Below are 22,838 nucleotides of genomic sequence, written 5' to 3'. Positions count from 1 at the left end.
ATCCGTTCTCCCTGAGCTTGTCGAAGGGTCTTACCATTCATGGTTCGACAGGCTCACCACGAACGAAAAAATAGATTATATTCTCCCCAACCCTCTTGCTTCCAAAAAGAGATCTTCAGTATCAATACTTTCTCCATCACTCAAAATGGCAGAGCGTTCCACAACCGAGATAAGTTCACGGACATTTCCCGGCCAGTTGTAGTGTTCAAGTGCGTTGCATGCGTTTGGCGTAAAAGATTTTGCCTCAAAACTGTATTGGGTACAGTAGCGTTCCAAGGCCGCTTCGGCAATGCTCAGAATTTCTTCACGACGTTCCCGCAGCGGCGGTATATTGAGAGGGATGGTGTTAAGGCGATAATAGAGGTCTTCGCGGAATTTCCCCTCGGTGATTTTGGTATGCAAGTCGGCATTGGTGGCGGTGATGATACGGACATCTATTTTGGTGTTTTTCGAAGCACCTAAACGGCGTATTTCACGCTCTTGAAGAACGCGTAACAATTTGGCTTGGAGGCTATAGGGCATTTCAGCGATTTCGTCTAAAAAGAGTGTTCCCCCCTCTGCGAGCTCAAACTGTCCTGTTTTTGCTTCGGTTGCATCAGTGAATGACCCTTTTTCAAATCCAAACAATTCACTTTCGATGAGGTTGTCAGGGATAGCCGCCATATTGATGGCAATAAACGCTCGGGAAGCACGTGGTGAAGTCTCATGAATATGGCGGGCAAAGACCTCTTTCCCGACACCACTCTCACCCAGAAGCATAATGCTCGCATCGGTAGTTGCCGCTTTGGCGGTACGACTGAGAAGTTTTTCGAGTGCGGGTGAAGTACCCAGAAAAGATGAACCAGAGGAGGTAGGTGCAGTAGACATTTTAGGTATTTTTTTTGCAACACTTGCGGTTCGCTCAATCGCGGCAACCAGTGTTTCGATTTCAAATGGTTTGAGCAAGAAATCTTTGACCCCCAGCTGGATCGATTCAATGGCACGGGTAAGGGTGGCATTTCCAGTGATGATAATCACCTCATATTTGCCCCCCAGCGTTTTAACAAATTCGATCCCGTCCATCCCCGGCATATTGATATCGCTGATGATCAGTTCAAAGGTATCGTCGAGTTTTTTAAGGGCATCGCGAGCATTTTTAAAGGTATGAACCTCGTATTTCTCATAGTCACCCATCGCAATTTCCAGCGACTTGCGCATATTGATATCGTCTTCAACAATCGCAATCTTCATCTATATCCTTCTTAAACGCCAAAAGAATAAAATCCCTTCGGCTACGCTAACCGCTATGGTACTAAAGCTTGCCTTTGTCAAGGCAGAACATATCATTTTAATGCGGTGATTGTAACAGACTCATCATTAAACTCGACTGCATAGCAGCTTGTTGGAAGAGTAAGTGAATTCAGGGTTTGGGGGTTCGTCACACTAAAATTATCATTGCTTTTAACACGGAGTTCATTGGACGAAGCAAATTCTAAAAAAGCCGTTTGTTCACGATTTAAGAGTGTTTGTAAGTTCTCATTATTAAAGCGCTTAAGGGTTATGGACTCGGATGGTTTAGCGGGATGACACGGCTGCATGGCTTTGGAAACAGAGAGCGTTTCATTGATGGGTTGGGTGTTCTTAGCGGTGAGCCGATACCCTATATAATAGTGATCAGCTCCGAAAGCAAGTGTCGTGATTACGGTAAGATACGTGAATAAGAAAGGGCGATTTCCATTTCGACTTCGCACAGTCCCTCTTTAAATGTAGTATTGGTGACATTAGCCCCTTTTACCAGTGCTTCAACAGAGGTACGGGTGCTTGATTGCATCAGCATCATATTTTTGATGCTGTCTTGTCCTTCGACATGGACTCCGCGTACTTTTTCCGCAATTTGGCGATAGCCGTCCGCTACTGCGGCACGTTTAGCAAGTGCATAGGCTTGTGCAGGAGAAGCGGTAACCGAAGGGGCAACACCTTGGCCGACAACGGTAATAACAAGTTCGTTTTGAGATTTTAAAATCGGTTCAACACAATGGCCGTCTGTTCCACTGTAAACACATTTTACTTGGGGTTCAGAGGAAGAGTCGGGGGCAAAAAATCCCGCATGAAGTGCGGGAACAGTGAGAAGCAGTGCAAGAGCGGCAGAGATTCGCATGCGGGTTCCTTTGGTAGGTTTGGAATAATTACTCAATACAGAGCAAATACTATTCCAATTCGAGTGTACCTGAGCCTTCTGAGCTTTCTTTACCTTCTAAATCTTCTTCATCTTCTTCTTTTTTCGGACAACGTGAAATACTCGCGACATCATCGCCTTTAATGATGTAAACACCACTGGTGTTACGCCCCGATTTCGCAATCGTTTGCATATCGACACGGATCATTTTGCCCGCTTTGGTGAGTGCCATCATGTCCATCGTCTCATCAACCATCAGACAACCGACAACCGTTGTTCCGGTTTTAGCATTGAGTTTCATCGCGATAACACCGGTTCCGGCACGGTTGGTAAGGCGGTATTCTTCCGCCGTGGTTCGTTTTCCGATCCCTTTTTCACTCACCATCAGGATCTCTTCTTCATCGCTTTTGATAATGTTGGCATCGACAACGACGTCTCCGTCAATTTTAAATTTGATACCGCGAACCCCACGGGTACTACGTCCCTGATCGCGGGTTTTTTCGATTTCAAATTTGATACATTGTGCGTATTTCGTTACGATAAAGAGGTATTTTGTCTCTTCATTCGCGATGTGTGCAGTGATCAATGCGTCATCATCATCGAGAACGATTGCGCGAACACCGTTACTTCGGACGTTCGAGAATTCGCTAAGAGCAGTACGTTTAACAACACCGTTTTGGGTAAAGAAGACGAGTGATTTGCTCTCATCAAAATCGGTGGTCGGAATAATCGAGCGGATTTTTTCATCCGCTTCGAGGTTGATGAGATTAACGACTGCTTTACCTTTGGCTGTACGTGATCCTTCCGGAATTTTGTACACTTTGAGCCAGTGGAGCTGTCCGCGATCGGTGACGAACATCAACGTATCGTGGGTGTTGCAGGTATAGAATTTCTCGATAAAGTCATCATCATACGTGGTAACGGCAATTTTACCTTTACCGCCTCGGATTTGTTTCTCGTACGCGACGAGAGGAACGCGTTTAATGTATCCACGGTGAGAAATGGTAACAACCATCGGCTCATTCGGGATCAAATCTTCGATATTGATATCATCATAGTTGTCTTCGATATCGGTGACACGAGGGATATTGTATTGCTCAACGAGTTCAACGAATTCGCCTTTGATAATCCCTTTAAGAACCTCTTCACTTCGGAGGATGCTCTCAAGATAGTCGATGTGAGCCAAAATCTCTTTAAGTTCATTTTCGATTTTGTCACGTTCAAGACCGGTGAGACGTTGGAGACGCATATCCAAAATCGCTTGGGCTTGGATCGGTGAAAATCCGAATTCGGAGATAAGCCCGTTTTTAGCCGCTTCGCCGTCATTGCTTGCACGGATGAGTTTGATAATCGCTTCGATATGATCGAGTGCTTTTTTCAAACCTTCCAAGATATGGGCACGTGCTTTTGCTTTTTCAAGATCGAAAATAGTACGGCGGATAATAACGGTTTTACGGTGGTTGATAAAGTGACCCAACATCTCTAAGAGGGTGAATACACGAGGCTCTTGGTTAAAGACCGAGAGCATGATGATTCCGAACGTAGTCTCCATGTTGGTCGATTTATAGAGATTATTGAGGACGATTTCACTCATCGCATCACGTTTAAGCTCGATAACGACACGGATACCTTCGCGGTCGGATTCATCGCGAATTTCACTGATCCCCTCGATAAATTTGTCTTTGACCAAATCGGCAATGGTTTCGATCAAACGGGCTTTGTTCACTTGATAAGGAAGCTCATCAATAACAATAACATCTTTATTCGATTTTTTTTCAATGTGTGTTTTGGCGCGGATACGGATACGACCACGCCCGCTCTCGTACGCGTCCAAAATCCCTTTTTTACCGTAGATGGTTCCCCCAGTAGGGAAATCGGGAGCTTTGATAAACTGCATAATCTCGATAAGTGAAGCATTTGGGTTGTCCATTAGATGAACCAGTGCGCTGAGAACTTCATTTGGATTATGGGGAGGGATATTGGTCGCCATACCGACGGCGATACCGGATGAACCATTAATAATAAGGTTTGGTACACGGGTAGGAAGAACTTCAGGCTCGAAGGTGGTGCCGTCGTAGTTCTCGATCATATCAACGGTATCTTTTTCAAGATCTTTGAGAAGTTCTCCCGCATAACGGGTCATACGCGCTTCGGTATAACGCATCGCTGCTGCGCTGTCTCCATCGACTGAACCGAAGTTACCTTGACCATCAACCAATGGTGCTCGCATTGCGAACGGTTGTGCCATACGAACCAATGCATCATAAACCGAGGTATCACCGTGCGGATGGTATTGACCGATTACGTCCCCGACGATACGGGCCGATTTTTTGTATTTGGCACCAGCTGAGAGGCTGAGTTTGTCCATGGCATAAAGAATACGTCTGTGTACCGGTTTAAGACCGTCTCGGACGTCAGGAAGTGCACGCCCGATGATAACGCTCATCGAGTAATCAAGATAACTGCTCTTGAGTGTGTCTTCTATATTAATGTCATTTATTTCGCTGTTGTCTAGCAGATCGTTCATGCGGTCCCCAAAAGTGAAGATAATATGGCTGATTATAGCCGAATGAGCCTTAAATTCTTAAAACCTGTTTTTTTAGCTTTAATTTGCTTAATTAATTAAATAAGGTTACAATTGTTCTAGACATTAGTGGTATGGAGTTCAACAAAATATGAAAAAAATTGAAGCGGTTATTAAACCTTTTAAACTCGAAGATGTAAAAGACGCTCTTGCTGAAATCGGTATTACCGGAATGACGGTGAGTGAAGTAAAAGGTTACGGACGACAAAAAGGGCACAGTGAGCTTTATCGCGGTGCGGAATATGTTGTTGATTTTCTCCCAAAGATTAAAATGGAGATGGTTGTAGATGAGGATATGGTCGATACAGTCGTGAATACGCTCATCGAAGCAGCCCGCACCGGAAAAATCGGTGATGGCAAGATCTTTGTCAGTGATATCAGTCAGATCATTCGTATTCGTACCGGTGAAACCGGCAGCGAAGCCATTTGATGTTATACACCAAAATAGGCGGAGCCCATTTTGGTGGCAAGGACAAGTTTGTCCTTTGCAATCCCCTAAAGCTACCAGCATAAATGCTGGAGATTTTCAGAGCCAGCTACTTTATTACGCACATTCAAATACTAACTCTCGTTATTCTCTTTCCTTATATTATAAAATTCTTCTGTTTTGAAATTCATCTTTACTATTGATTAAAAATTAATCAGTAATTTGCACTCTCATTATTTGATTACTTTGTACAATGGTACCTGACATTCAAGTTATAAGGAGAGAAAATGAAAAAGTGGCTTTTAGCTTTATTGCTTTTAGGCGTATCGGCATTTGCCGAAGATGCTGCAGCACCTGTACTTAACTCAGGGGATACTGCATGGATGATGATGTCAACGGCATTGGTTATGTTGATGACTCCGATCGGTTTGGCGTTGTTTTACGGCGGGATGACTCGTTCTAAAAATATTCTGAATACATTTGCTATGGTATTCGGTGCATTTGCTGTATCGTTTATCGCATGGGTTGTTGCCGGTTTCTCAATCGCGTTTGGAACAATGGATGGTTCAATGAACCAAGTCATCGGTGGTTTTGGTCATATTATGCTTAGCGGCATCGGTTGGCAAGAATTTGCAAGTGTTGATCTTGGTCAACTCTATCCTAAATTTGTCTTCGTAGTGTTCCAAGGGACCTTTGCAGCGATCACTGTCGGAATCGTTGCGGGTTCAGTGATTGAGCGTATGAAATTCTCTACTTGGATGGTATTTGCCTTTATTTGGACAATCGTAGTTTATGCTCCGATTACACACATGGTATGGGGTGGCGGTTACCTTTTCAACGAAGGTGCTCTTGACTTCGCAGGTGGTACGGTTGTTCACATGAACGGTGGTTTGGCTGGTCTTGTACTCGCTCTCTTGATCGGTAAACGTGCAGGCTATCCAAAAGTAGCAATGAAACCTGCAAGTGTTATCTTAACGGCTCTTGGTGCCGGTCTTTTATGGTTTGGTTGGTATGGATTTAACGGTGGATCAGCATTTGGTGCTAACGCTATCGCCGGTCTTGCGTATTTGACAACAACGATTGCTGCTGCGGTTGCAACGGTTACTTGGATCGTGGTTGAGTATGCGGTATTCAAAAAACCGACATTACTTGGTGCGGCAACGGGTGCGATTGCAGGTTTGGTAGCGATTACTCCGGCAGCGGGATTCGTAGGAGTTAACGGTGCATTTATCATTGGTATTACGGGTGCATTAATCGCATTCTTTGGGGTAACAGCGTTGAAGAAAAAAGTGGGTTACGATGATTCTTTGGATGCTTTCGGAGTACACTTCCTTGCAGGTCTTTGGGGTGCGATTGCAACCGGTATCTTTGCAGCGTATACACCAAACACAGACAATGCTCTCCTTTGGGCTGGACCGTTGAAAGATTCAGGTGACCGTATGGGACAAATCATGGTTCAAGCAGAATCTGTATTGATCGTCGGACTGTTCACATTGGTCGGTACGATCGTGGTTTATTACATCGCAATGGCATTGACTGGCGGTTCACGTGTTAACGAAGAACAAGAGAGCCAAGGTTTGGATGAGTCTGTACACGGTGAACGTGGCTTTAACCTATAAGGAGTAAACAATGAAAAAAATTGAAGCGGTTATCAAACCATTTAAACTTGAAGATGTAAAAGATGCTCTTGCCGAAATCGGTATTACGGGTATGACGGTGAGCGAAGTAAAAGGTTACGGACGACAAAAAGGGCACAGCGAGCTTTATCGCGGTGCGGAATATGTTGTTGATTTTCTTCCGAAAATTAAAATGGAGATGGTTGTTGATGATGCAATGGTAGATCAAGTGGTCAACACTGTTGTGGAAGCGGCACGTACCGGCAAGATCGGTGACGGTAAAATCTTCGTTAGCGATATTAGCAAAATCGTCCGTATCCGTACGGGTGAGACAGATATCGAGGCCATTTAATCATTACGCCTAAGGGAGCAAAAGCCCCCTCAGGCTACGCTAACGCTGAGTTTCACTCGGCGTGAAGCCCACGCGCAGTAAACCGCGCTTGAAGATTAAATACATTAATTGATTAAATTTTAATCAATACTTCTTCTACAATCCATTTAATTGGATATATAATGCACACCTTTATCTTAAACTAAAGGTGCTGCATGGATACTGCGTACGTTATCGATACCCTCTTTGCCCTCTTTTCTATTACTCTCATTATCTTAATGGTTCCCGGTTTTGCGATGCTCGAAGCAGGTTTGGTGAGAACCAAAAACGTCTCCAGCGTTTTGACGGTAAACGTTATGATTTACGCGGTTGCGTCGATGGCCTTTATCTTGGTCGGATTTCATTTGGCATTCGGTGATTTTCAAAGTACAACGATGAGCCAATGGGCCTTTTTTATGTTCCAGATGGCATTTGTCGGTAAGGCCATTAACATTATGAGCGGTGGGGTGGGTGAACGAGCCCGCCTTTTGCCGTTGACTCTTTTCACGGTGATTATGGGTGCGTTAATCTATCCGACGGCAGTGAATATCAGCTGGGGAAGCGATTGGCTCAAAGATACGATGTTTGATCTGAACTTTGTCGATTTGGCCGGCTCAACCGTTATCCATTCCACGGGCGGATGGGCATTGCTTGCGGCGATTTTGGTGATCGGTGCACGTAAAGGACGTTATGTCGGAAATCAAATCCGCGTAATTCCCGCTTCGAATATCCCTTTGGTCGTTTTAGGGGCGATGTTGTTATGGATCGGATGGTTTGGATTTAACGGCGGTTCGGTAGGATCAATTTCGACCAAAGAGGCGGCGGATAGTGTCGCATTGACGATCTTTAATACCAATACCGCAGGACTCTCCGGCGCGATTATCGCCGGTATCGCTATTTATGCTCGATATAAACTTTTTGATATTACGATGATTCTTAACGGCGCACTTGGCGGGTTGGTAGCGATCACGGCAGGTCCCCATTTATATACGATGATTGATTCAATTTTGATCGGGGGAATCGGAGGGGCATTGGTCGTTCTCGCGGTACCATTATTTGACCGTTTCCGTATCGACGATCCGGTTGGAGCATTGTCGGTTCATTTGGTCAACGGTATTTGGGGAACCCTTGCTGTGGGTCTTTTTGCCGCTGATCATGCAAATGGTATAACATTCCTAAACCAGCTCAAAGGGGTCGGGGTGATGGCGGTATTTGTCTTTACCGTGTCATTTACCATCATCTATCTGCTTAATAAATTTATACCGTTTCGCGCTACGGACGAGGATCAGGTTCAAGGGCTTGATGTCAGCGAATGCGGACTTGAAGCGTATCCCGAATTTAAAAGAGCTATATGATTTAACACGCCATCGGAACACGTCCCGATTGGCTACGCTAACGCTGAGTTTCGCTCGGCGCGATGCCCACGCGCAGAATCCGCGCTTAATTTAAACCTTCTTAACACTGTTGTAACACTTCTTCACTATTCTTCTGGATGGGGCTTGTGCCCCATAAAAGACTCTTTTAACCACCTCGTTGTATAATTTGTTAATGTTGATTGAAAAGGGAAACTATGTCTATTTATCGTGAATATGATATCCGTGGAATTTATGAAAAAGAGTTGAATGAAGAGACGATTACCCGTTTGGGGTATGCTTTAGCCGATGAGATGAGAGCGTTCGGCGAGTACGTTGCGGTAGGATATGATGCACGTTCGCATTCCCCGATTCTTTTTGAATATTTGACTGCCGGACTCAATGCGGGAGGGATGAAGGTGCTCGGAATGGGGATGGTTCCGACTCCCGTCAACTATTTTTGCAACTATCAGGATTTTGGCGGAAAAACAGCCTGCGCTTCGGTAATGATTACCGGTTCGCACAACCCCAGCGAATATAACGGTTTTAAAATCACGATTAACAAGCTCCCTTTTTTCGGCGAATCGATTTATGCCCTCGGACGCAAGATTGAGACATTGCCGTTTCCTCCGAAAGTGGAGCGTCACGTTACTGAGATCGATGCACTTTCGCGCTATAAACGTTTTATGGTGGAGTCGTTTGGCCATTTGCGCGGGATGAATGAGCGGATCGTGTATGACTGCGGAAACGGGGTTGCAGGTTTGGCAATCGAAGATATTTTCAATGAATTAGGACTCAAAACCAAAGGAATTTATGTCGATCCTGATGGAACATTCCCGAATCACCATCCCGATCCGAGTGAAGAGCATAACCTTGAGGATATCAAAAAACTTTTATCGGCAGAGGGTGATATCGCATTTGCGTATGACGGTGATGCCGATCGTATCGCCGTATTGACCCCTAAAAACAACATCAAGGGGGACATGATGGCACTGCTATTCGCCCTCAAGATGAAAAATCCGACCGTTATCGGCGAAGTAAAATGTTCGCAGGTGATGTACGATACTCTCCGCGCGCGCGGGGCGACGGCGGTGATGTATAAAACAGGACACTCCAATCTCAAAGTCAAAATGAAAGAGCTTCATGCGGATTTAGCGTGCGAAGTGAGCGGTCATGTCTTTTTTGCCGACCGCTATTTCGGGTATGATGATGCGATCTATGCCACGTTGCGTATGCTTGAACTGGTGAAGGAGGGGGTGGACCTCGATGCAGAGATTGCAAAACTTCCGAAAGTGTTTTCGACTGAAGAGATCAAAGTCAAAACAACGGAACAGGAGAAATTTCCTCTTATGGCAAAACTAAAAGAGTTGCTTCAAACGCCTCCCGCTTCTTTTCCTCCGATCAAAGAGATTATCGATGTTGACGGTGTTCGGGTTATTTTTGATCAAGGGTGGGGACTTGTACGGGCGAGTAATACGACACCTGTCCTCGTGACCCGTTTCGAATCGACCGATGCAGATGAAGCTAAACATTATGAAGAAGCGCTTAATGCATTGATCCAAGAAGCTAAAAATCAGTTGGAGGTGAAATAATGAAAACGGTTACATTGACAATGCCTCTGGATATGCATCTGCATCTGCGTGATGGTGAGATGTTGGAGACCGTTGCTCCGCTTACTTCCTACAGTTTTAGCGGTGCGCTCATAATGCCCAACCTTGTCCCTCCCGTAACGACGAAAGAGATGGTGAAAGAGTACAAAAAACGGATTAAACACGCGATCGGGCGGGATGATTTTGAGCCCTACATGACCCTCTTTTATCAAAACTACAGCCGTGCGTTCTTGGAAGATGTTCAGGATCATATTACGGCGATCAAAATTTACCCGAGCGGTGCTACTACCAACTCCGAGGGGGGAGTTGTCAACTTTGATATTGAACCGATGCGTGAAACACTCGAAGCGATGTCGGATTTGGGAATTGTCCTCTCGGTTCACGGCGAGACCAACGGATTTGTGATGGATCGCGAAGCAGAGTTTATGAGTGTTTACGAAAAACTGGCCATCAACTTTCCAAAACTGAAAATTATTATGGAGCACATCACCACCGCCGATGCAGTAGCGATGTTGGATAAATACGAGAATCTTTACGCCACTATTACGGTGCATCATCTCATCATTACCCTCGATGATGTGGCGGGGGGAATGCTTCGACCGCATCTGTTTTGCAAACCGATAGCCAAACGCCCCGAAGATCGTGCCGCCTTGCTCAAAGTTGCATTGGAAGCCCATCCGAAAGTGATGTTCGGTTCCGACTCCGCACCGCACCCCAAACATACGAAAGAATCTTGCGGATGCGGAGCAGGGGTATTTACCGCTCCAATCGCATTGCAGCTGTTGTGTGAGGTATTTGAAGCGCATGATAAATTGGACAATCTTCAAGCATTCGTGAGTGACAATGCCCAGCAAATTTATGGTATTTGTGCAGAATTCAAAGAGGTGGTGTTAGTGAAACACGATTTTGTCGTTCCTGATATTTACGGTACTGTCGTCCCGATGCGAGCGGGGGAAACTTTGAAGTGGTCGATAGAGCGTGTCGATTAAGATATTACTCTTGGAAGATGATTTGCTCTTTGGCGAATCTATCGCTGATGTCTTAGCAGAGGAGGGGTTTGAGGTATCCTTATGCCGTAACGGTCAAGAAGCTCTCGATGAAACCTATAAAAATCAGTTTGATCTCTATCTTCTCGATATTAATGTTCCCCTCATCGACGGTTTGTCGCTTTTAAAAGAGCTGCGCCGTGCCAATGATCTAACCCCGAGTATTTATCTGACTTCCCATCAAGAGATTGAAACGCTCTCTCAAGCCTTTGAAATCGGTGCGGACGATTACCTCAAAAAACCGTTTCATACCGATGAATTACTGGTGCGTATTCATGCACTTTTACGCCGTATCAAAGGGAAAGCACGCCATTGTGTCGGAGAACTTTGCCTCGATGAACTTCATAAATGTGTGTTGATGGAAGGAAGAGAGATCCCGTTTTCGCTCAAAGAGTATCAGCTGATGGCATTGTTTATTCGAAATGCGGGAGAGATCGTCACCAAAGAGATGATTATGGATACGTTGTGGAACCCATCAGAGATGATTAGCGATGGGGCCATACGGGTGTACATCAACCGTCTCAAACAAGAGATAGGTTCAGAATCGATAGTCAATATACGCGGCGTAGGATATCGCCTTGTTTCGTAGCTTTACCATTGCTTTGGCATCACTTTATGTGACGACTACCGGTGTTTTGATTGCCGGAATCTATTACGTTCATCAGGTTTTAGGGGTAGAGCAGTGGGGAATTATCGCCTTCGTCTCATTGATTATTACCCTCGTGGTGGGGGGAGTTTTGGCAAAAATCGCGATTACCCCGCTGAGAGAGCATTTTGCCCATTTGGAACGCTTCTCCAAAGAGACACTGCATGAACTGAACCTCCCGATTAACACCATTACGGCGAATGTTCAAATGCTTCGTAAAACGCATAATGATGAAAAGTCTCTCAAACGTCTGGAGCGGATTGAAGCGGCGGCAGAGATGCTAAAAGAGCGTTATAACGAGCTTGATTATTTGATCAAGAAACAGACGGAACGAGAATCAATTGACTCTTTTGATCTGCGTGAACTCCTTGAAGAGCGTTTAGGATTTTTGCGTTCTCTTTATCCTAAGGTCGTTTGGAATTTGGAGATAGAACCCTATAGCGTTAAATGCGATCGGATCGGATTGGGTAAAGTGATTGATAATTTGGTGGAAAATGGGGTGAAATATTCACCTCAAATACCCCATATCACGATAAAATTACACGATCAAACTTTAAGCCTTTGCGATCAAGGCGCCGGAATGGATGAGATTACGCTTATGCGCATTTATGATCGCTATTTCCAAAATGATACTACAATGCCGGGATATGGAATCGGTTTAAGTCTGGTCAAGCGCTATTGCGATCGTCATCATATAGTGTTGAATGTTGCTTCTCGTGTTGGAGAGGGAACCTGCGTCAAATTAGAATTTAAAAAAGGGGAATAACGAATGGAAAACAGCGGTTGGCTGGAATTTGCACAAACGGCAGTGGATTACGGGATTATCGGGATTTTGGTGGTTATGAGTATTGTCTCATTATGGCTTTTTATCGAAAGAATGATGGCATACGGTTCGGTTCGTATCGGTGATTATGAGACGAAAGAGGAATTGGAACTTGATTTGGGCAACAATGTTTCTACGATTGCAACGATCGGTTCGAATGCACCGTATGTTGGATTGCTTGGGACGGTTTTAGGGATTATGATTACATTTTACACCCTCGGTGATGTAGGAGCCGTTGATCCGAAGAAAATCATGACCGGGTTGGCTCTGGCGCTCAAAGCGACGGCAATGGGTCTGGTGGTCGCCATCCCGGCTATTGTGTTTTACAATATTTTACTCCGTAAAATGGAACGTCTTATCACACTATGGGAAATCGACGCCCATAAAAAACAAGGGTAAGTCATGAAAATGAAACGGATCGATACGATCAACGTTATTCCGTTCATCGACATTATGCTCGTGTTGCTCGTCATGGTACTTACTACGGCGACGTTTATTAAGACAGGATTGATTCCCGTCGATCTCCCTGAGGCCAAAGGATCTGCGGCAGAGCATAAGCCGAGTGAGCTGAAACTCACCATCCAAAAAGACGGGACACTGATGTTGGGGGAAGAGAAAATACCGATCACGTTAGCCGATTTTGAACAGCGTGTCGTTGAGGGAGGAAAAGAGATGACGGTTGTTCTTTACAGCGATAAAGAGGCGGCATTTCAAAACTTCGTGGGTGTTATGGATGTGTTGAAACGTCTTGGACATGAACAGCTTTATATCGTCACCGATAAGCAGAAATAGTGATGCATCAGATCAGTAACTACGTATATGCACGAGATGAGTTACTGGGGTGGGATATTCCCACTGCGCGGCTCCCCAATCCGTACCATGATTTTCCCTATATAGTTCTTGAGGGGGTGCTTAGTCCGGCCGAATGCCGAGCGATTACCGCTCATACGCTATCGGATAATGAGGCGGTGCAGGCAGAACTACGCGGACGTTCACTCGATACCGCTATTCGTAAAACCGATATTCATACGCTAAGCCCAGAACACCGAGAAATCTATGATCGCCGTTTTGAAGCGGTGAGAGGAGAGATTGAAACATTTTTTGCCCTTTCTCTCGCCAAAGCAACCGATGTGCAGGTTCTAGGCTATGAGAGCGGGTCGTTTTATCTCAAGCATTCCGATGATTCAAGCGAATTGCGTGACCATGATGGGAATGTCATCGGGTATCGCACCGTCGCCCCTGAGCGCAAACTCACTACCGTCCTCTTTACGACCTCTTATACTCCGCATCCGACGGATCAAGATCATTTCAGCGGAGGAGAATTGCTCTTCAACTATCTGTGTGACGAGCACGGCAATACGATTACCCTCCGTCCGGAAGCAGGGGATATGGTCGTATTTCTGAGTAATCCCTATTTCTCTCACGAAGTGCTTAGTGTCAAAGAAGGATTCCGTCTTTCACTCGTTCAATGGCATAATGCTCATATGTAAGTTATAATTGCGCATTACTTTCGAAGGATGCTCATGCGCTACTTTTACAGCTCGTTTGCAATCATGCTTTTAGGGCTGATTGCAGCATATTATCTCGGTGGACTTGCCGCTATTTACATCACCTTTCTTCTGATTGTTCTTGAAATCTCTCTTTCGTTTGATAATGCGGTGGTTAATGCCAAGGTACTTGAAACGATGGACCCGATTTGGCAGAAACGCTTTATTGTTTTCGGTATTCCGATTGCAGTTTTTGGGATGCGTTTAATATTTCCGCTTGCGATTGTTTCGATTGTAACGGGAATGGGATTGTTGGAAACATTGCAAGTGGCGATGGATCAACCCGCAGAGTATGAAAAAGTGCTCAAAGCGACTGAATCGACGATCTTCGCGTTCGGTGGAGCCTTTTTGCTGATGGTCTTTTTGGACTTTTTCTTTGGGGAACATGATGTCAAATGGGTGAAGTTTGTTGAAGGTTCCAAAACGATGGAACATTTTTCAGGCGTTGCCAATATCGAGTTGATTACTGCAATTATGGTGGGGATCGCTTTGGGGCACATCACTCAGGACTTCGGAGTTGTTTTGGCATTTATGTACGGAGTATTGCTTCACTCATTGCTCGGGATGCTGGACCATTTCCTCTCATCCGATACGGTTAAAAGCGGGATCGCCGGATTTATCTATCTCGAAGTTCTCGATGCGAGTTTCAGTTTTGACGGTGTTATCGGGGCGTTTGCATTGACCAGTAATATCTTTATTATCATGATCGGTTTGGGTGTGGGAGCGATGTTTGTACGGAGTATCACCCTTTATTTCGTTGAGCATAAAACCCTCTCACATTTCCGGTATCTCGAACACGGTGCCCATTATGCAATCGGGATTTTGGCGATTATCATGTTGATGAAAATTACCACTCATATCAGTGAGATGGTGACGGGGACTATCGGTATCGGATTGATCTTGATCGCGTTTCTTCACTCGCTGTGGGAAAATAAAAAGGCCAATGAGATCGTTTAATTTTAAATGCCGTCTTATTTGACGGTATTTTTTCCTTTTTTCTTCATGTTATAATATTTCAGAACCCCGTATAAACTAATCATCATCCATGTTGCTTCCATTAAAAACGACGCGAGATTCCAGTCATACAGCAGTGAGATGATGATCAGCAATGCCCCTAGAGAATTCAAAACCGAGAAGCTTAAATCTTTCGCATCCATTTTTTCGAGTTGTAAAAGCATGTAGGCAACAATGATGACAAAGACGCCGAGTATTCCGATGAGGTCGGTTAGGGATAATTGCATAGGGTATGTTCCGTTGAGTGTTTAGTGAAGAAGTGTATCGAAGAAGGGTTAAAAAAAGGGGTTTCAGACCTAAAAACGCCCGTTTAGGACGTTTTTTATGGTCTTTACATCATGCCGGGCATTCCACCCATACCGCCCATATCAGGCATTGCAGGTTTGTCTTCTTTGATCTCGTGGATCGTTGCTTCAGTTGTGAGAAGCATACTCGATACCGACGTTGCGTTGGTCAATGCGACACGCTCTACTTTGAGAGGATCGATGATTCCCGCTTCGTACATATCGACGTATTCACCCGTTGCCGCGTTGAATCCGATGTTTTCATTTGTTGCAGAGACGATCGTGTTGACAACAACACCTGCATCGTATCCCGCATTTTCAGCGATTTGTTTCACCGGAGCGGTGATCGCACGGAGGATGATCTCCCAACCGATTTTTTGATCGCCGGTAAGGTCGTGTTTTACTTTTGCCGCCGCACGGATCAATGCCGCACCGCCGCCGATAACGATCCCCTCTTCAACGGCCGCTTTGGTTGCTGAGAGTGCATCATCTACACGGTCTTTTTTCTCTTTCATTTCGGTTTCCGTCGCTGCTCCGACTTTGATAACCGCAACGCCGCCTGCGAGTTTCGCAAGACGCTCTTGAAGTTTCTCTTTATCGTATTCGCTCGTAGTCGCTTCGATTTGGGTACGGATCTCTTTGATACGTGAGTTAACCGCATCTTTATCTCCTGCTCCATCAACGATCGTGGTGTTGTCTTTGCTGATTACCACGCGAGAGGCTTGACCCAAATCAGTTATCGTTGCACTGTCGAGTGTTCGTCCGATCTCTTCGCTGATGAGTTGTGCACGAGTGAGCACCGCGATATCCTGGAGCATCGCTTTACGGCGATCACCGAATCCCGGAGCTTTAACGGCAGTGATGTTCAAAACACCGCGAAGTTTGTTGACGACCAACGTTGCCAACGCTTCACCTTCAACATCTTCTGCGATGATGAGAAGCGGGCGTGAACTTTTTTGAACTTGCTCCAACACAGGGAGAAGGTCTTTGAGGTTCGAGATTTTTTGATCGAACAAAAGGATAAACGGATGATCCAATTCAACGGTCATTTTTTCCGAGTTGTTGATGAAATACGGGCTGAGGTAACCACGGTCGAATTGCATCCCCTCTACCACGTCGAGTTCGTCATTGATTCCTTTGGCTTCTTCAACCGTGATAACGCCATCACGGCCTACTTTATCCATCGCTTCGGCGATCATTGCACCGATGCGCTCATCGGAGTTTGCCGAGATGGTTGCGACTTGCGCGATCTCTTTTTTATCGTTGATGATACGTGAAGCCGCTTTGAGCTCTGCCAAGATCGCTTCGGTCGCTTTGTCCATACCCCGTTTAACTTCGATCGGATTAGCCCCCGCTGTGATGTTTCGAAGACCCTCTTTGAAAATAGAGTTGGCTAGGATGGTCGCCGTTGTGGTACCGTCACCCGCTTCGTCCGCCGTGTTAGAAGCAACCTCTTTAACGAGTTGCGCTCCCATGTTTTCAAGCGGGTCTTTGAGTTCTACCTCTTTGGCAACCGATACACCGTCTTTAGTGATAAGCGGTGCGCCGTAGCTGCGTTGGATAAGGACATTACGACCGCGCGGCCCCATGGTTACTTTGACCGCATCGGTCAGTTTTTGTACTCCGGCGGCTAATTTATTGCGTGCGTCATCTGAATAGTGAATTTCTTTTGCCATAGTAGTTTCCTTTATTTAATAATTCCGAGTAAATCGCTTGTCGCAATCACTAAGTAAGCTTTTCCCTCTAGTGTCAATTCTGTACCGGCGTATTTACCGAAAACGACAACATTCCCTATCTCTACATTACTTACTTTCTCGCTCACAGCTATAACAGTTCCTTGTGAGGGTTTCTCTTTTGCATTGTCAGGAATAATGATACCCGATGCGGTTGTGGTTGCTTCTTCGAGACGTTGAACCAATACCCGTTTTCCAAGTGGTTGAAAATTCATTGTGTTTCCTTTATATGATGTGAAATTTTTATGTGCGGGATTGTACATGAGTTTGGGTTAATTCGTCTTTATGACTCAATAATAATGAGTTATATTATATAGTGTAAAGTATGAGATCCACGGATAAATTGAAATTTTAGATTATCTTTTAGCTTTTAATAAGCAATGGTTCACTATAATTCCGGTCTTTCCAAAAGATGGCTGGGTAGCTCAGCTGGTTAGAGCGCTGGTCTCATAAGCCGGAGGTCGGGGGTTCGAGTCCCCCCCCCGCCACCATCTTTAAAATTAACCCCGTAAAATATCATCAATAAAACCCTTACAAACCACACAAAATAGGCATTATTGCTACTTCTTACCGTCTAAACGAGTCAAAGCCGATTTAATACAATCCAAATATTTAATGTACTTTTTAATGTACTTCTCTATAATGTACCTCATTAATACCTAAAAAAAGGTACAAAAAAGAAGGGTACATTATGGCAAAACGAGAAGTTACACCGCTTATAGATACTCAACTAAGAAACGCCATACCAAAAGAAAAAGAGTACACGCTACCCGATGGGAACGGCTTACAGCTCAATATCAAACCCGACGGGCGGAAAGTTTGGGAGATACGTTACACGATTAACGGCAAAGCCAAAAAGACCACAGCGGGGAGTTATCCTAATACTTCGTTAAAAGATGCGAGGCTCAAACGTGACGAACTCAAAGAAAAGATTAAAAGCGGGATAGACCCTATCCAAGAGAAAAAAGAGATCAAGGCTATCAATGAAGCGGAAAAGATCGAAACACAAACCGCTATAAATACTCAATTTCATCTAATCACCTACGAATGGCTATCTACCCTCAAAAATGATGATGCGACCGCCACAAAGCGAAAGAGAGCGTTTGAGCGTGATTTATTCCCTTATTTTTGTACCTATGACGAACGCCACGTTATCACCTCATCCAAAACAATCGGAGAGATCACCCACGGGGAGCTATTGAAGATCATCACCGAAAAGGGAAAGACCGCCCCCGAAACGGCATCCCGACTCTTTGCCGATTGTAACCGTTTATGGATTTATGCAGTGAGTCACGAATACACCGATTTAAACATTACGTTACGAATAGATAAAAGCGTACTTCCAAAGCATGAAGAAAAGAACATGGCAAAGATTACCGATGAAAAGATACTGGGAGAGCTTTTAAGAGGGATAGACGGCTATTATGGAGAGGGCGGGGTGATTGTACGGAATATTTTACGTTTCGTATCTTTGATACCTTTACGGGCGGATAACCTTTGTAAATTGAAATGGTCACAGATTGATTTTGAAAAAGCCGTTATCACTATCCCCCGCTCAGAGATGAAAGTGAAAGATAAAAACCTACCCGATTTTAAAATCCCCCTACCTCATCAGGCTATCAATATCCTCAAAGAGATCAAAGAGGTAACGGGGTGGGGTGTATGGGTATTTCATGGTGTACGAAACAATTTAACCCATGCAAACAAAGAGAGCGGAAACAAAGCGTTAAGGGCGATAGGCTTCAATGATGAAGTAACGGGGCGTAAACAAACGCTTCACAGTTTTAGAGGTACGTTTCGATCATTAACCGAGACACACGCCACAGCCCACGGGGTGAGCTTTGAAGTACGGGAGCGGGTACTCGATCATCATGAAGAAAACAAGGTGGTGAGATCGTACACCCATAAAGCCGATTACACCGAACAGATGCGGGAGTTATTGCAGTGGTGGGCGGATTATCTCGATGAGGTAAAGAAATCAAAGGGAGATAAATAAAATGGCGAAACTAAGCGCATTAGGGAAAGGTTTAGGGGCATTATTGCAAGAGATTGAAGATGCTTATGATCAATCACCTTACAAATGGAAAGAAATCACATTAGAAGAAAAAGATTTTATTAATCAATCTTTACAAAAATTATCAAAAAAAGAGATAGATTTTGTTAATCAATACATAGAACCATCCGAGAAGAAAATCGTTATTGAAACATTGCTATTTATGGGGCGGATAGAAAAACCTACAATCAAAAAAACACACAGTCATAATAAAGTCATGCACGAAATTAGTAATGCAAAAAAAGAACATCAAGATTTTAATAGAACTCAAATTATTGAGCATGTAGCAAAACAGTTAGATATGACTCCAAGAGCAGTTACTAAGCACTATTATCAAACAAAATAATCTTACACCTTTACACCTTTTTACACTTTTACACCTTGTTTCATTTTTCTTTTGAGTTGTTTCCCCTTATTATTGCAATCGTTTAAACAAATAAAACTTAGTGCTAAGTAATCCAATCCAAGAGGTTACGACATGGAACAGAATTTCAGAGTTAAAGACGCTTCAAAATATTTGAGTGTTTGTATTGCTACGGTGTGGGCTTATGCTAAAGAAGGGCGATTACACCCGATTAAACTATCCCCACGGGTAACGATATTTAAAAAGAGTGATTTAGATGCACTCATTGACAGTATGACGGCGGTGGCATCATGAAACGTAAAGATCAGATGCTTATTATCCTCGAACTCTTAAATGAGATCGACATTGCAAAGATAAACGATCATCAAGACGCTATCCCGATGCTAACAATGATACAAAACCGTATCTTTACAATACAAAGCGTTATCCCAAACGATAGCACATTTTGCAAAATCCTCGATCATTTCGTGGGAGACGTTCAAGCGTTGGAAAATGAGTTATTCAAAAATCTCAAACATGAGGGGATTAACTTATGAGACACATTTATCATAAAAGATCAGTAATGCGCCGTTTTTTGCGGGATTTACTCAATGGGGAAAGTATCGGGGCATCCGATGGGAGACGTTACGGCGTTTCATGGTTGGCGAATTATGCCACAGAGCTACGGGAAGCCCACGGGCTGATTATCGACAGCGTACCAAGAGGAAAAGGGCTTAAACACTACTACATCATCCGAAACAAAGAACAAGCCCGTAAAGTGTTGGCTATGTTTGAAAAACAAGCTCAAAGACCAAGCGGTAACGATGAATAATAATCGCTCCATTTCGGGGCGGTGAAACTCTCGAAAACAGCGTTTAAGCTTCAAAAAAATACACGGATGAATAGAGTCTAATAGCGTCTAATGAGATGATGAGGTCATGGGGTGAAAGAGATACACAAAAACAAGCCTCAATCCACGGCGGGGCGGGGCTTTGTTTGAGGTGGTGAAAGTGCCGTTATTATGCACTTTAAGAAATCGCCCCCGTAGTGTAGTGTTATTCTTATTCTAAAACCTAATAAATGAACCAAGAAAAAAAGCGGGTTGATTATGAAAAAAATACTCGAACGAATAGAAAATTATCTCAATGATTTTAACCAAACCTACGGGATGGATTTAGCGATTGATACGATACGTATTCAATTCAAAAAAGAGGATAAACTCGAAAAGCTTTACAGTTTGGGAACATGGCGAAAAATCGCCCTAAACTCTAATATTTCGGCAAAGGTTAAAAAGAGACTCAAAGAGGATGAGATCACATCAGCCTATCAGTTTGAGCGTGAAAATATTTATTACTTCAATAGCAACATAGACCGCCCACGCTACAACATAGCCGTAATGGTCATTTTCGGGATGAAACAATACACCTCATCCGCTCCAAACAATCACACCGTAAAAAGCATTTTAAGCATCCTAAAGGACGTTTCAGAGATAGACGTATGTTACGACACACCGACACCGCCAAACCTTGAAGAGCTATCAAAACGGTTTAATCTTACACCTTACAAAGACAGCCGTTACATCAACACGCCAAACATTCAAATGATTGAGAAAATCATCATTTATAATAAGGCACTAAAGAACGGTCTAAACGCTCCATTATGGCGCATAGAGTTTAAGGTGACAATACCAAACGCCCGACATTTAGCGATACCGCTTCACGATATAAAAGAGATCATAGACATTACAAAGGGGAACGGATGAACTCTAAACAGCGCAAAGCACTCGAAGCAAAAGCGAAAAAGAAGATCAAGGCGATAATGAAACAATATCCATTATTCAGTGATACGGCGATAACAATCACGTTTAAAAATCCAAGGGGAGAGAATGAACGATAAACAAAAGAAGTTTTTACAGCTCAGAGCGTCGGGGATGAGTTTCGACAAAATAGCCATAGAGCTAAAATCATCCAAACAAACTTTAATACAGTGGGGGCGATTGTTTAAAGATGAGTTAAACGATATGAAATTTCAATCCCTTGCAACGCTCAAAGAGGAGTACCAATACACCGTTAAGGCAAAATATGAACAGCTCCTCAAACACCTCTCAAAGATCGATGAAGCGATAGAGAAATTTGATTACAGCACTGCGACACTCAAAGACCTTGCAACGGTGAGGAATGATATTATCGCTCAGTTAGAGAAGATCGAAAAACAAACCTCTTTTATACAGACGGGGTTAGTCACTACGTGCGAATACACGGGGAAAAAAGAAGCGGTAACGGTCAAGCTCAATGAGATCGAATGAACTAAAAACAATCCAAGCCGTACCGAAAATTAAACGATTGAAGCCTATCCCCTCACTCTCTCCACGTGAAGAGTGGCAACGGGGGGAGATAGTAAACGCCGTTAAAATCCTTTTACTCATTGCATACGTCAATCATGACGCTATGATGATAATAGAGGACGGCAAAGAGTGGACGGGCGAAAAAGCGTTATTGATTGATACCTATCTATTAATCGTCAAAAGATTGTTTGGTTATGTAGATGAGGGGTACATGATGAAAAAAGAATTTAATCAAATCAAAAAGGACTTAAAAATAAGGTTTGATAAATGACTGAAAAGGTTACAAAAAGGAAGCACTAAAACCCCGTTGTTATCGTACTTTGTCGATAAAAGGAAACACTAAAAAATCCCCTAAAAATCCCATAGAAAATCTTACTAAAAACTTAGTACATTAAAGCCCGAAAGGTCACGGGGCATAATTCAACACCTCCCCCCACAGTTTGGGGGCGTATCTCTTCAAATTCAACACTACGTTAAAGCAATTCAATAGCCCTATTATCTCGATGAGATTGATCGATACAGCTTTAGAAAACCTAACAAAACCTTACCTTGCTAACTAATGCTAACTTTCAAAGATAGAGAATTCACAAATTACGGGCGATATGTAAGCTCAGAAAACTTGAAAAAACTTGAAATTCAAGGGTAAGGAATTCACACCTAAAGAGAGGAGAGCGAAATTTTACGCCGTCCTATCCTCAAAGATACATCCAAATTAGGATACACCCCGACAATGCCCCCAACTTTGGGGATATTATAAAACATCGGAATTTTAATATTAAAAAGATGCGCTCATTTTTGAGCCTAAAGTATTCCTTAGAGGGAAGTGGGGAACGAATCACAAAAATGAGAACGGCAAAATAAAAGTATTGAGTTGATCGATGAGGTACGTTT

Annotated in this window: 28 protein-coding genes and 1 tRNA gene; 22 read left to right on the top strand and 7 right to left on the bottom strand. The window is 43.9% G+C overall.

What is annotated here, in order from left to right; genetic code table 11:
• Window positions 1–75: 75 nt before the first annotated feature.
• The 4 genes from B649_RS09955 to gyrA form a co-directional block, all read right to left on the bottom strand.
• On the bottom strand, window positions 76–1,230 hold the full coding sequence (locus B649_RS09955) for a sigma-54 dependent transcriptional regulator (RefSeq protein WP_015654398.1): 1,155 nt from the start codon (window positions 1,228–1,230) through the stop codon (window positions 76–78).
• A 92-nt stretch (window positions 1,231–1,322) separates the two neighbouring features.
• Entirely contained in the window at window positions 1,323–1,730 is a 408-nt protein-coding gene (locus tag B649_RS12650) for a hypothetical protein (RefSeq protein ID WP_291750897.1), read from the bottom strand.
• Window positions 1,679–2,137 carry an LPP20 family lipoprotein gene (locus B649_RS09950; RefSeq protein ID WP_015654396.1) on the bottom strand — a complete coding sequence of 153 codons (459 nt, stop codon included), beginning with the start codon at window positions 2,135–2,137 and terminating at the stop codon, window positions 1,679–1,681. Before B649_RS09950 ends, B649_RS12650 begins: the two co-directional genes overlap by 52 nt.
• Window positions 2,138–2,186: 49 nt before the next feature.
• Window positions 2,187–4,682, bottom strand: coding sequence for a DNA gyrase subunit A (gene gyrA / locus B649_RS09945; RefSeq protein ID WP_015654395.1), 2,496 nt, complete (start codon window positions 4,680–4,682; stop codon window positions 2,187–2,189).
• Between the two features lie 148 nt (window positions 4,683–4,830).
• On the opposite strand from gyrA, the gene B649_RS09940 reads away from it, so the two are divergent.
• The 12 genes from B649_RS09940 to B649_RS09885 all read left to right on the top strand — a co-directional run bounded on the left by B649_RS09940 (window position 4,831) and on the right by B649_RS09885 (window position 15,133).
• Window positions 4,831–5,169, top strand: a complete 339-nt coding sequence (locus B649_RS09940) for a P-II family nitrogen regulator (protein WP_015654394.1) — start codon at window positions 4,831–4,833, stop codon at window positions 5,167–5,169.
• A 284-nt stretch (window positions 5,170–5,453) separates the two neighbouring features.
• Window positions 5,454–6,785: an ammonium transporter gene (locus tag B649_RS09935; protein ID WP_015654393.1), complete on the top strand. Its 1,332-nt coding sequence runs from the start codon at window positions 5,454–5,456 to the stop codon at window positions 6,783–6,785.
• A 10-nt stretch (window positions 6,786–6,795) separates the two neighbouring features.
• Entirely contained in the window at window positions 6,796–7,134 is a 339-nt protein-coding gene (locus B649_RS09930; RefSeq protein WP_015654392.1) for a P-II family nitrogen regulator, read from the top strand.
• A 194-nt stretch (window positions 7,135–7,328) separates the two neighbouring features.
• Window positions 7,329–8,507 (top strand): ammonium transporter, encoded by a 1,179-nt coding sequence (locus tag B649_RS09925; protein WP_015654391.1) that lies wholly within the window; start codon window positions 7,329–7,331, stop codon window positions 8,505–8,507.
• Between the two features lie 215 nt (window positions 8,508–8,722).
• Window positions 8,723–10,096 (top strand): phosphomannomutase/phosphoglucomutase, encoded by a 1,374-nt coding sequence (locus tag B649_RS09920; protein ID WP_015654390.1) that lies wholly within the window; start codon window positions 8,723–8,725, stop codon window positions 10,094–10,096.
• The gene (gene pyrC / locus B649_RS09915) at window positions 10,096–11,103 is read left to right on the top strand and encodes a dihydroorotase (protein WP_015654389.1); all 1,008 of its coding nucleotides are present in this window, start codon (window positions 10,096–10,098) and stop codon (window positions 11,101–11,103) included. The genes B649_RS09920 and pyrC overlap by 1 nt, the downstream gene beginning before the upstream one ends.
• 10 nt (window positions 11,104–11,113) lie before the next feature.
• Window positions 11,114–11,749: a response regulator transcription factor gene (locus B649_RS09910; RefSeq protein WP_015654388.1), complete on the top strand. Its 636-nt coding sequence runs from the start codon at window positions 11,114–11,116 to the stop codon at window positions 11,747–11,749.
• Window positions 11,739–12,572 carry a HAMP domain-containing sensor histidine kinase gene (locus B649_RS09905; RefSeq protein ID WP_015654387.1) on the top strand — a complete coding sequence of 278 codons (834 nt, stop codon included), beginning with the start codon at window positions 11,739–11,741 and terminating at the stop codon, window positions 12,570–12,572. Before B649_RS09910 ends, B649_RS09905 begins: the two co-directional genes overlap by 11 nt.
• Window positions 12,573–12,575: 3 nt before the next feature.
• Entirely contained in the window at window positions 12,576–13,028 is a 453-nt protein-coding gene (gene exbB, locus B649_RS09900) for a TonB-system energizer ExbB (RefSeq protein WP_015654386.1), read from the top strand.
• Window positions 13,029–13,031: 3 nt separating this feature from the next.
• Window positions 13,032–13,421, top strand: a complete 390-nt coding sequence (locus tag B649_RS09895; protein ID WP_015654385.1) for a biopolymer transporter ExbD — start codon at window positions 13,032–13,034, stop codon at window positions 13,419–13,421.
• 2 nt (window positions 13,422–13,423) lie between these two features.
• Entirely contained in the window at window positions 13,424–14,119 is a 696-nt protein-coding gene (locus B649_RS09890) for a 2OG-Fe(II) oxygenase (protein ID WP_015654384.1), read from the top strand.
• A gap of 33 nt (window positions 14,120–14,152) precedes the next feature.
• Window positions 14,153–15,133 carry a DUF475 domain-containing protein gene (locus tag B649_RS09885; RefSeq protein ID WP_015654383.1) on the top strand — a complete coding sequence of 327 codons (981 nt, stop codon included), beginning with the start codon at window positions 14,153–14,155 and terminating at the stop codon, window positions 15,131–15,133.
• Between the two features lie 14 nt (window positions 15,134–15,147).
• Here B649_RS09885 and B649_RS09880 read toward each other — a convergent pair whose 3' ends face one another.
• The 3 genes from B649_RS09880 to groES form a co-directional block, all read right to left on the bottom strand.
• Window positions 15,148–15,417 (bottom strand): hypothetical protein, encoded by a 270-nt coding sequence (locus tag B649_RS09880; protein WP_015654382.1) that lies wholly within the window; start codon window positions 15,415–15,417, stop codon window positions 15,148–15,150.
• A 104-nt stretch (window positions 15,418–15,521) separates the two neighbouring features.
• Window positions 15,522–17,150 carry a chaperonin GroEL gene (gene groL, locus B649_RS09875; RefSeq protein WP_015654381.1) on the bottom strand — a complete coding sequence of 543 codons (1,629 nt, stop codon included), beginning with the start codon at window positions 17,148–17,150 and terminating at the stop codon, window positions 15,522–15,524.
• Window positions 17,151–17,161: 11 nt separating this feature from the next.
• Window positions 17,162–17,422: a co-chaperone GroES gene (gene groES / locus B649_RS09870; protein ID WP_015654380.1), complete on the bottom strand. Its 261-nt coding sequence runs from the start codon at window positions 17,420–17,422 to the stop codon at window positions 17,162–17,164.
• A 199-nt stretch (window positions 17,423–17,621) separates the two neighbouring features.
• Between groES and B649_RS09865 the strand changes: the two genes are divergently transcribed.
• From B649_RS09865 to B649_RS09825, 10 genes are all read left to right on the top strand, one after another.
• Window positions 17,622–17,698 (top strand) — tRNA-Met (locus tag B649_RS09865).
• A 200-nt stretch (window positions 17,699–17,898) separates the two neighbouring features.
• The gene (locus tag B649_RS12645) at window positions 17,899–19,203 is read left to right on the top strand and encodes an integrase arm-type DNA-binding domain-containing protein (RefSeq protein WP_015654379.1); all 1,305 of its coding nucleotides are present in this window, start codon (window positions 17,899–17,901) and stop codon (window positions 19,201–19,203) included.
• A gap of 1 nt (window position 19,204) precedes the next feature.
• On the top strand, window positions 19,205–19,606 hold the full coding sequence (locus tag B649_RS09855; RefSeq protein ID WP_015654378.1) for a hypothetical protein: 402 nt from the start codon (window positions 19,205–19,207) through the stop codon (window positions 19,604–19,606).
• Between the two features lie 132 nt (window positions 19,607–19,738).
• Window positions 19,739–19,918, top strand: coding sequence for a helix-turn-helix domain-containing protein (locus B649_RS09850; RefSeq protein WP_015654377.1), 180 nt, complete (start codon window positions 19,739–19,741; stop codon window positions 19,916–19,918).
• Window positions 19,915–20,160, top strand: a complete 246-nt coding sequence (locus B649_RS09845; RefSeq protein ID WP_015654376.1) for a hypothetical protein — start codon at window positions 19,915–19,917, stop codon at window positions 20,158–20,160. Before B649_RS09850 ends, B649_RS09845 begins: the two co-directional genes overlap by 4 nt.
• Window positions 20,157–20,435 (top strand): hypothetical protein, encoded by a 279-nt coding sequence (locus B649_RS09840; RefSeq protein ID WP_291750896.1) that lies wholly within the window; start codon window positions 20,157–20,159, stop codon window positions 20,433–20,435. Before B649_RS09845 ends, B649_RS09840 begins: the two co-directional genes overlap by 4 nt.
• A gap of 276 nt (window positions 20,436–20,711) precedes the next feature.
• Window positions 20,712–21,365 carry a hypothetical protein gene (locus tag B649_RS09835; protein WP_015654374.1) on the top strand — a complete coding sequence of 218 codons (654 nt, stop codon included), beginning with the start codon at window positions 20,712–20,714 and terminating at the stop codon, window positions 21,363–21,365.
• Entirely contained in the window at window positions 21,362–21,499 is a 138-nt protein-coding gene (locus tag B649_RS12640) for a hypothetical protein (RefSeq protein ID WP_291750895.1), read from the top strand. Before B649_RS09835 ends, B649_RS12640 begins: the two co-directional genes overlap by 4 nt.
• A complete protein-coding gene (locus tag B649_RS09830) occupies window positions 21,489–21,908 on the top strand; it encodes a hypothetical protein (protein WP_015654373.1) in 420 nt (139 codons plus the stop codon). Before B649_RS12640 ends, B649_RS09830 begins: the two co-directional genes overlap by 11 nt.
• On the top strand, window positions 21,895–22,218 hold the full coding sequence (locus B649_RS09825; protein ID WP_015654372.1) for a hypothetical protein: 324 nt from the start codon (window positions 21,895–21,897) through the stop codon (window positions 22,216–22,218). Before B649_RS09830 ends, B649_RS09825 begins: the two co-directional genes overlap by 14 nt.
• Window positions 22,219–22,838 lie beyond the last annotated feature (620 nt).

This window comes from Candidatus Sulfuricurvum sp. RIFRC-1, assembly GCF_000310245.1.
In the GTDB taxonomy this organism is placed as follows: Bacteria; Campylobacterota; Campylobacteria; order Campylobacterales; family Sulfurimonadaceae; genus Sulfuricurvum.
Note: the sequence above shows the minus strand (reverse complement) of the source record. Positions and strands in the feature narration are given on the sequence as shown.

Coding starts and splice junctions, on each gene's coding strand:
- B649_RS09885 (WP_015654383.1), top strand. CDS start 14,153: ATGCGCTACTTTTACAGCTCGTTTGCAATCATGCTTTTAGGGCTGATT.
- exbB (WP_015654386.1), top strand. CDS start 12,576: ATGGAAAACAGCGGTTGGCTGGAATTTGCACAAACGGCAGTGGATTAC.
- B649_RS09935 (WP_015654393.1), top strand. CDS start 5,454: ATGAAAAAGTGGCTTTTAGCTTTATTGCTTTTAGGCGTATCGGCATTT.
- B649_RS12645 (WP_015654379.1), top strand. CDS start 17,899: ATGGCAAAACGAGAAGTTACACCGCTTATAGATACTCAACTAAGAAAC.
- B649_RS09835 (WP_015654374.1), top strand. CDS start 20,712: ATGAAAAAAATACTCGAACGAATAGAAAATTATCTCAATGATTTTAAC.
- pyrC (WP_015654389.1), top strand. CDS start 10,096: ATGAAAACGGTTACATTGACAATGCCTCTGGATATGCATCTGCATCTG.
- B649_RS09955 (WP_015654398.1), bottom strand. CDS start 1,230: ATGAAGATTGCGATTGTTGAAGACGATATCAATATGCGCAAGTCGCTG.
- B649_RS09845 (WP_015654376.1), top strand. CDS start 19,915: ATGAAACGTAAAGATCAGATGCTTATTATCCTCGAACTCTTAAATGAG.
- B649_RS09880 (WP_015654382.1), bottom strand. CDS start 15,417: ATGCAATTATCCCTAACCGACCTCATCGGAATACTCGGCGTCTTTGTC.
- B649_RS12640 (WP_291750895.1), top strand. CDS start 21,362: ATGAACTCTAAACAGCGCAAAGCACTCGAAGCAAAAGCGAAAAAGAAG.
- B649_RS09895 (WP_015654385.1), top strand. CDS start 13,032: ATGAAAATGAAACGGATCGATACGATCAACGTTATTCCGTTCATCGAC.
- B649_RS09830 (WP_015654373.1), top strand. CDS start 21,489: ATGAACGATAAACAAAAGAAGTTTTTACAGCTCAGAGCGTCGGGGATG.
- groL (WP_015654381.1), bottom strand. CDS start 17,150: ATGGCAAAAGAAATTCACTATTCAGATGACGCACGCAATAAATTAGCC.
- B649_RS09825 (WP_015654372.1), top strand. CDS start 21,895: ATGAGATCGAATGAACTAAAAACAATCCAAGCCGTACCGAAAATTAAA.
- B649_RS09950 (WP_015654396.1), bottom strand. CDS start 2,137: ATGCGAATCTCTGCCGCTCTTGCACTGCTTCTCACTGTTCCCGCACTT.
- B649_RS09890 (WP_015654384.1), top strand. CDS start 13,424: ATGCATCAGATCAGTAACTACGTATATGCACGAGATGAGTTACTGGGG.
- B649_RS09855 (WP_015654378.1), top strand. CDS start 19,205: ATGGCGAAACTAAGCGCATTAGGGAAAGGTTTAGGGGCATTATTGCAA.
- groES (WP_015654380.1), bottom strand. CDS start 17,422: ATGAATTTTCAACCACTTGGAAAACGGGTATTGGTTCAACGTCTCGAA.
- gyrA (WP_015654395.1), bottom strand. CDS start 4,682: ATGAACGATCTGCTAGACAACAGCGAAATAAATGACATTAATATAGAA.
- B649_RS09940 (WP_015654394.1), top strand. CDS start 4,831: ATGAAAAAAATTGAAGCGGTTATTAAACCTTTTAAACTCGAAGATGTA.
- B649_RS09920 (WP_015654390.1), top strand. CDS start 8,723: ATGTCTATTTATCGTGAATATGATATCCGTGGAATTTATGAAAAAGAG.
- B649_RS09930 (WP_015654392.1), top strand. CDS start 6,796: ATGAAAAAAATTGAAGCGGTTATCAAACCATTTAAACTTGAAGATGTA.
- B649_RS09925 (WP_015654391.1), top strand. CDS start 7,329: ATGGATACTGCGTACGTTATCGATACCCTCTTTGCCCTCTTTTCTATT.
- B649_RS09840 (WP_291750896.1), top strand. CDS start 20,157: ATGAGACACATTTATCATAAAAGATCAGTAATGCGCCGTTTTTTGCGG.
- B649_RS09850 (WP_015654377.1), top strand. CDS start 19,739: ATGGAACAGAATTTCAGAGTTAAAGACGCTTCAAAATATTTGAGTGTT.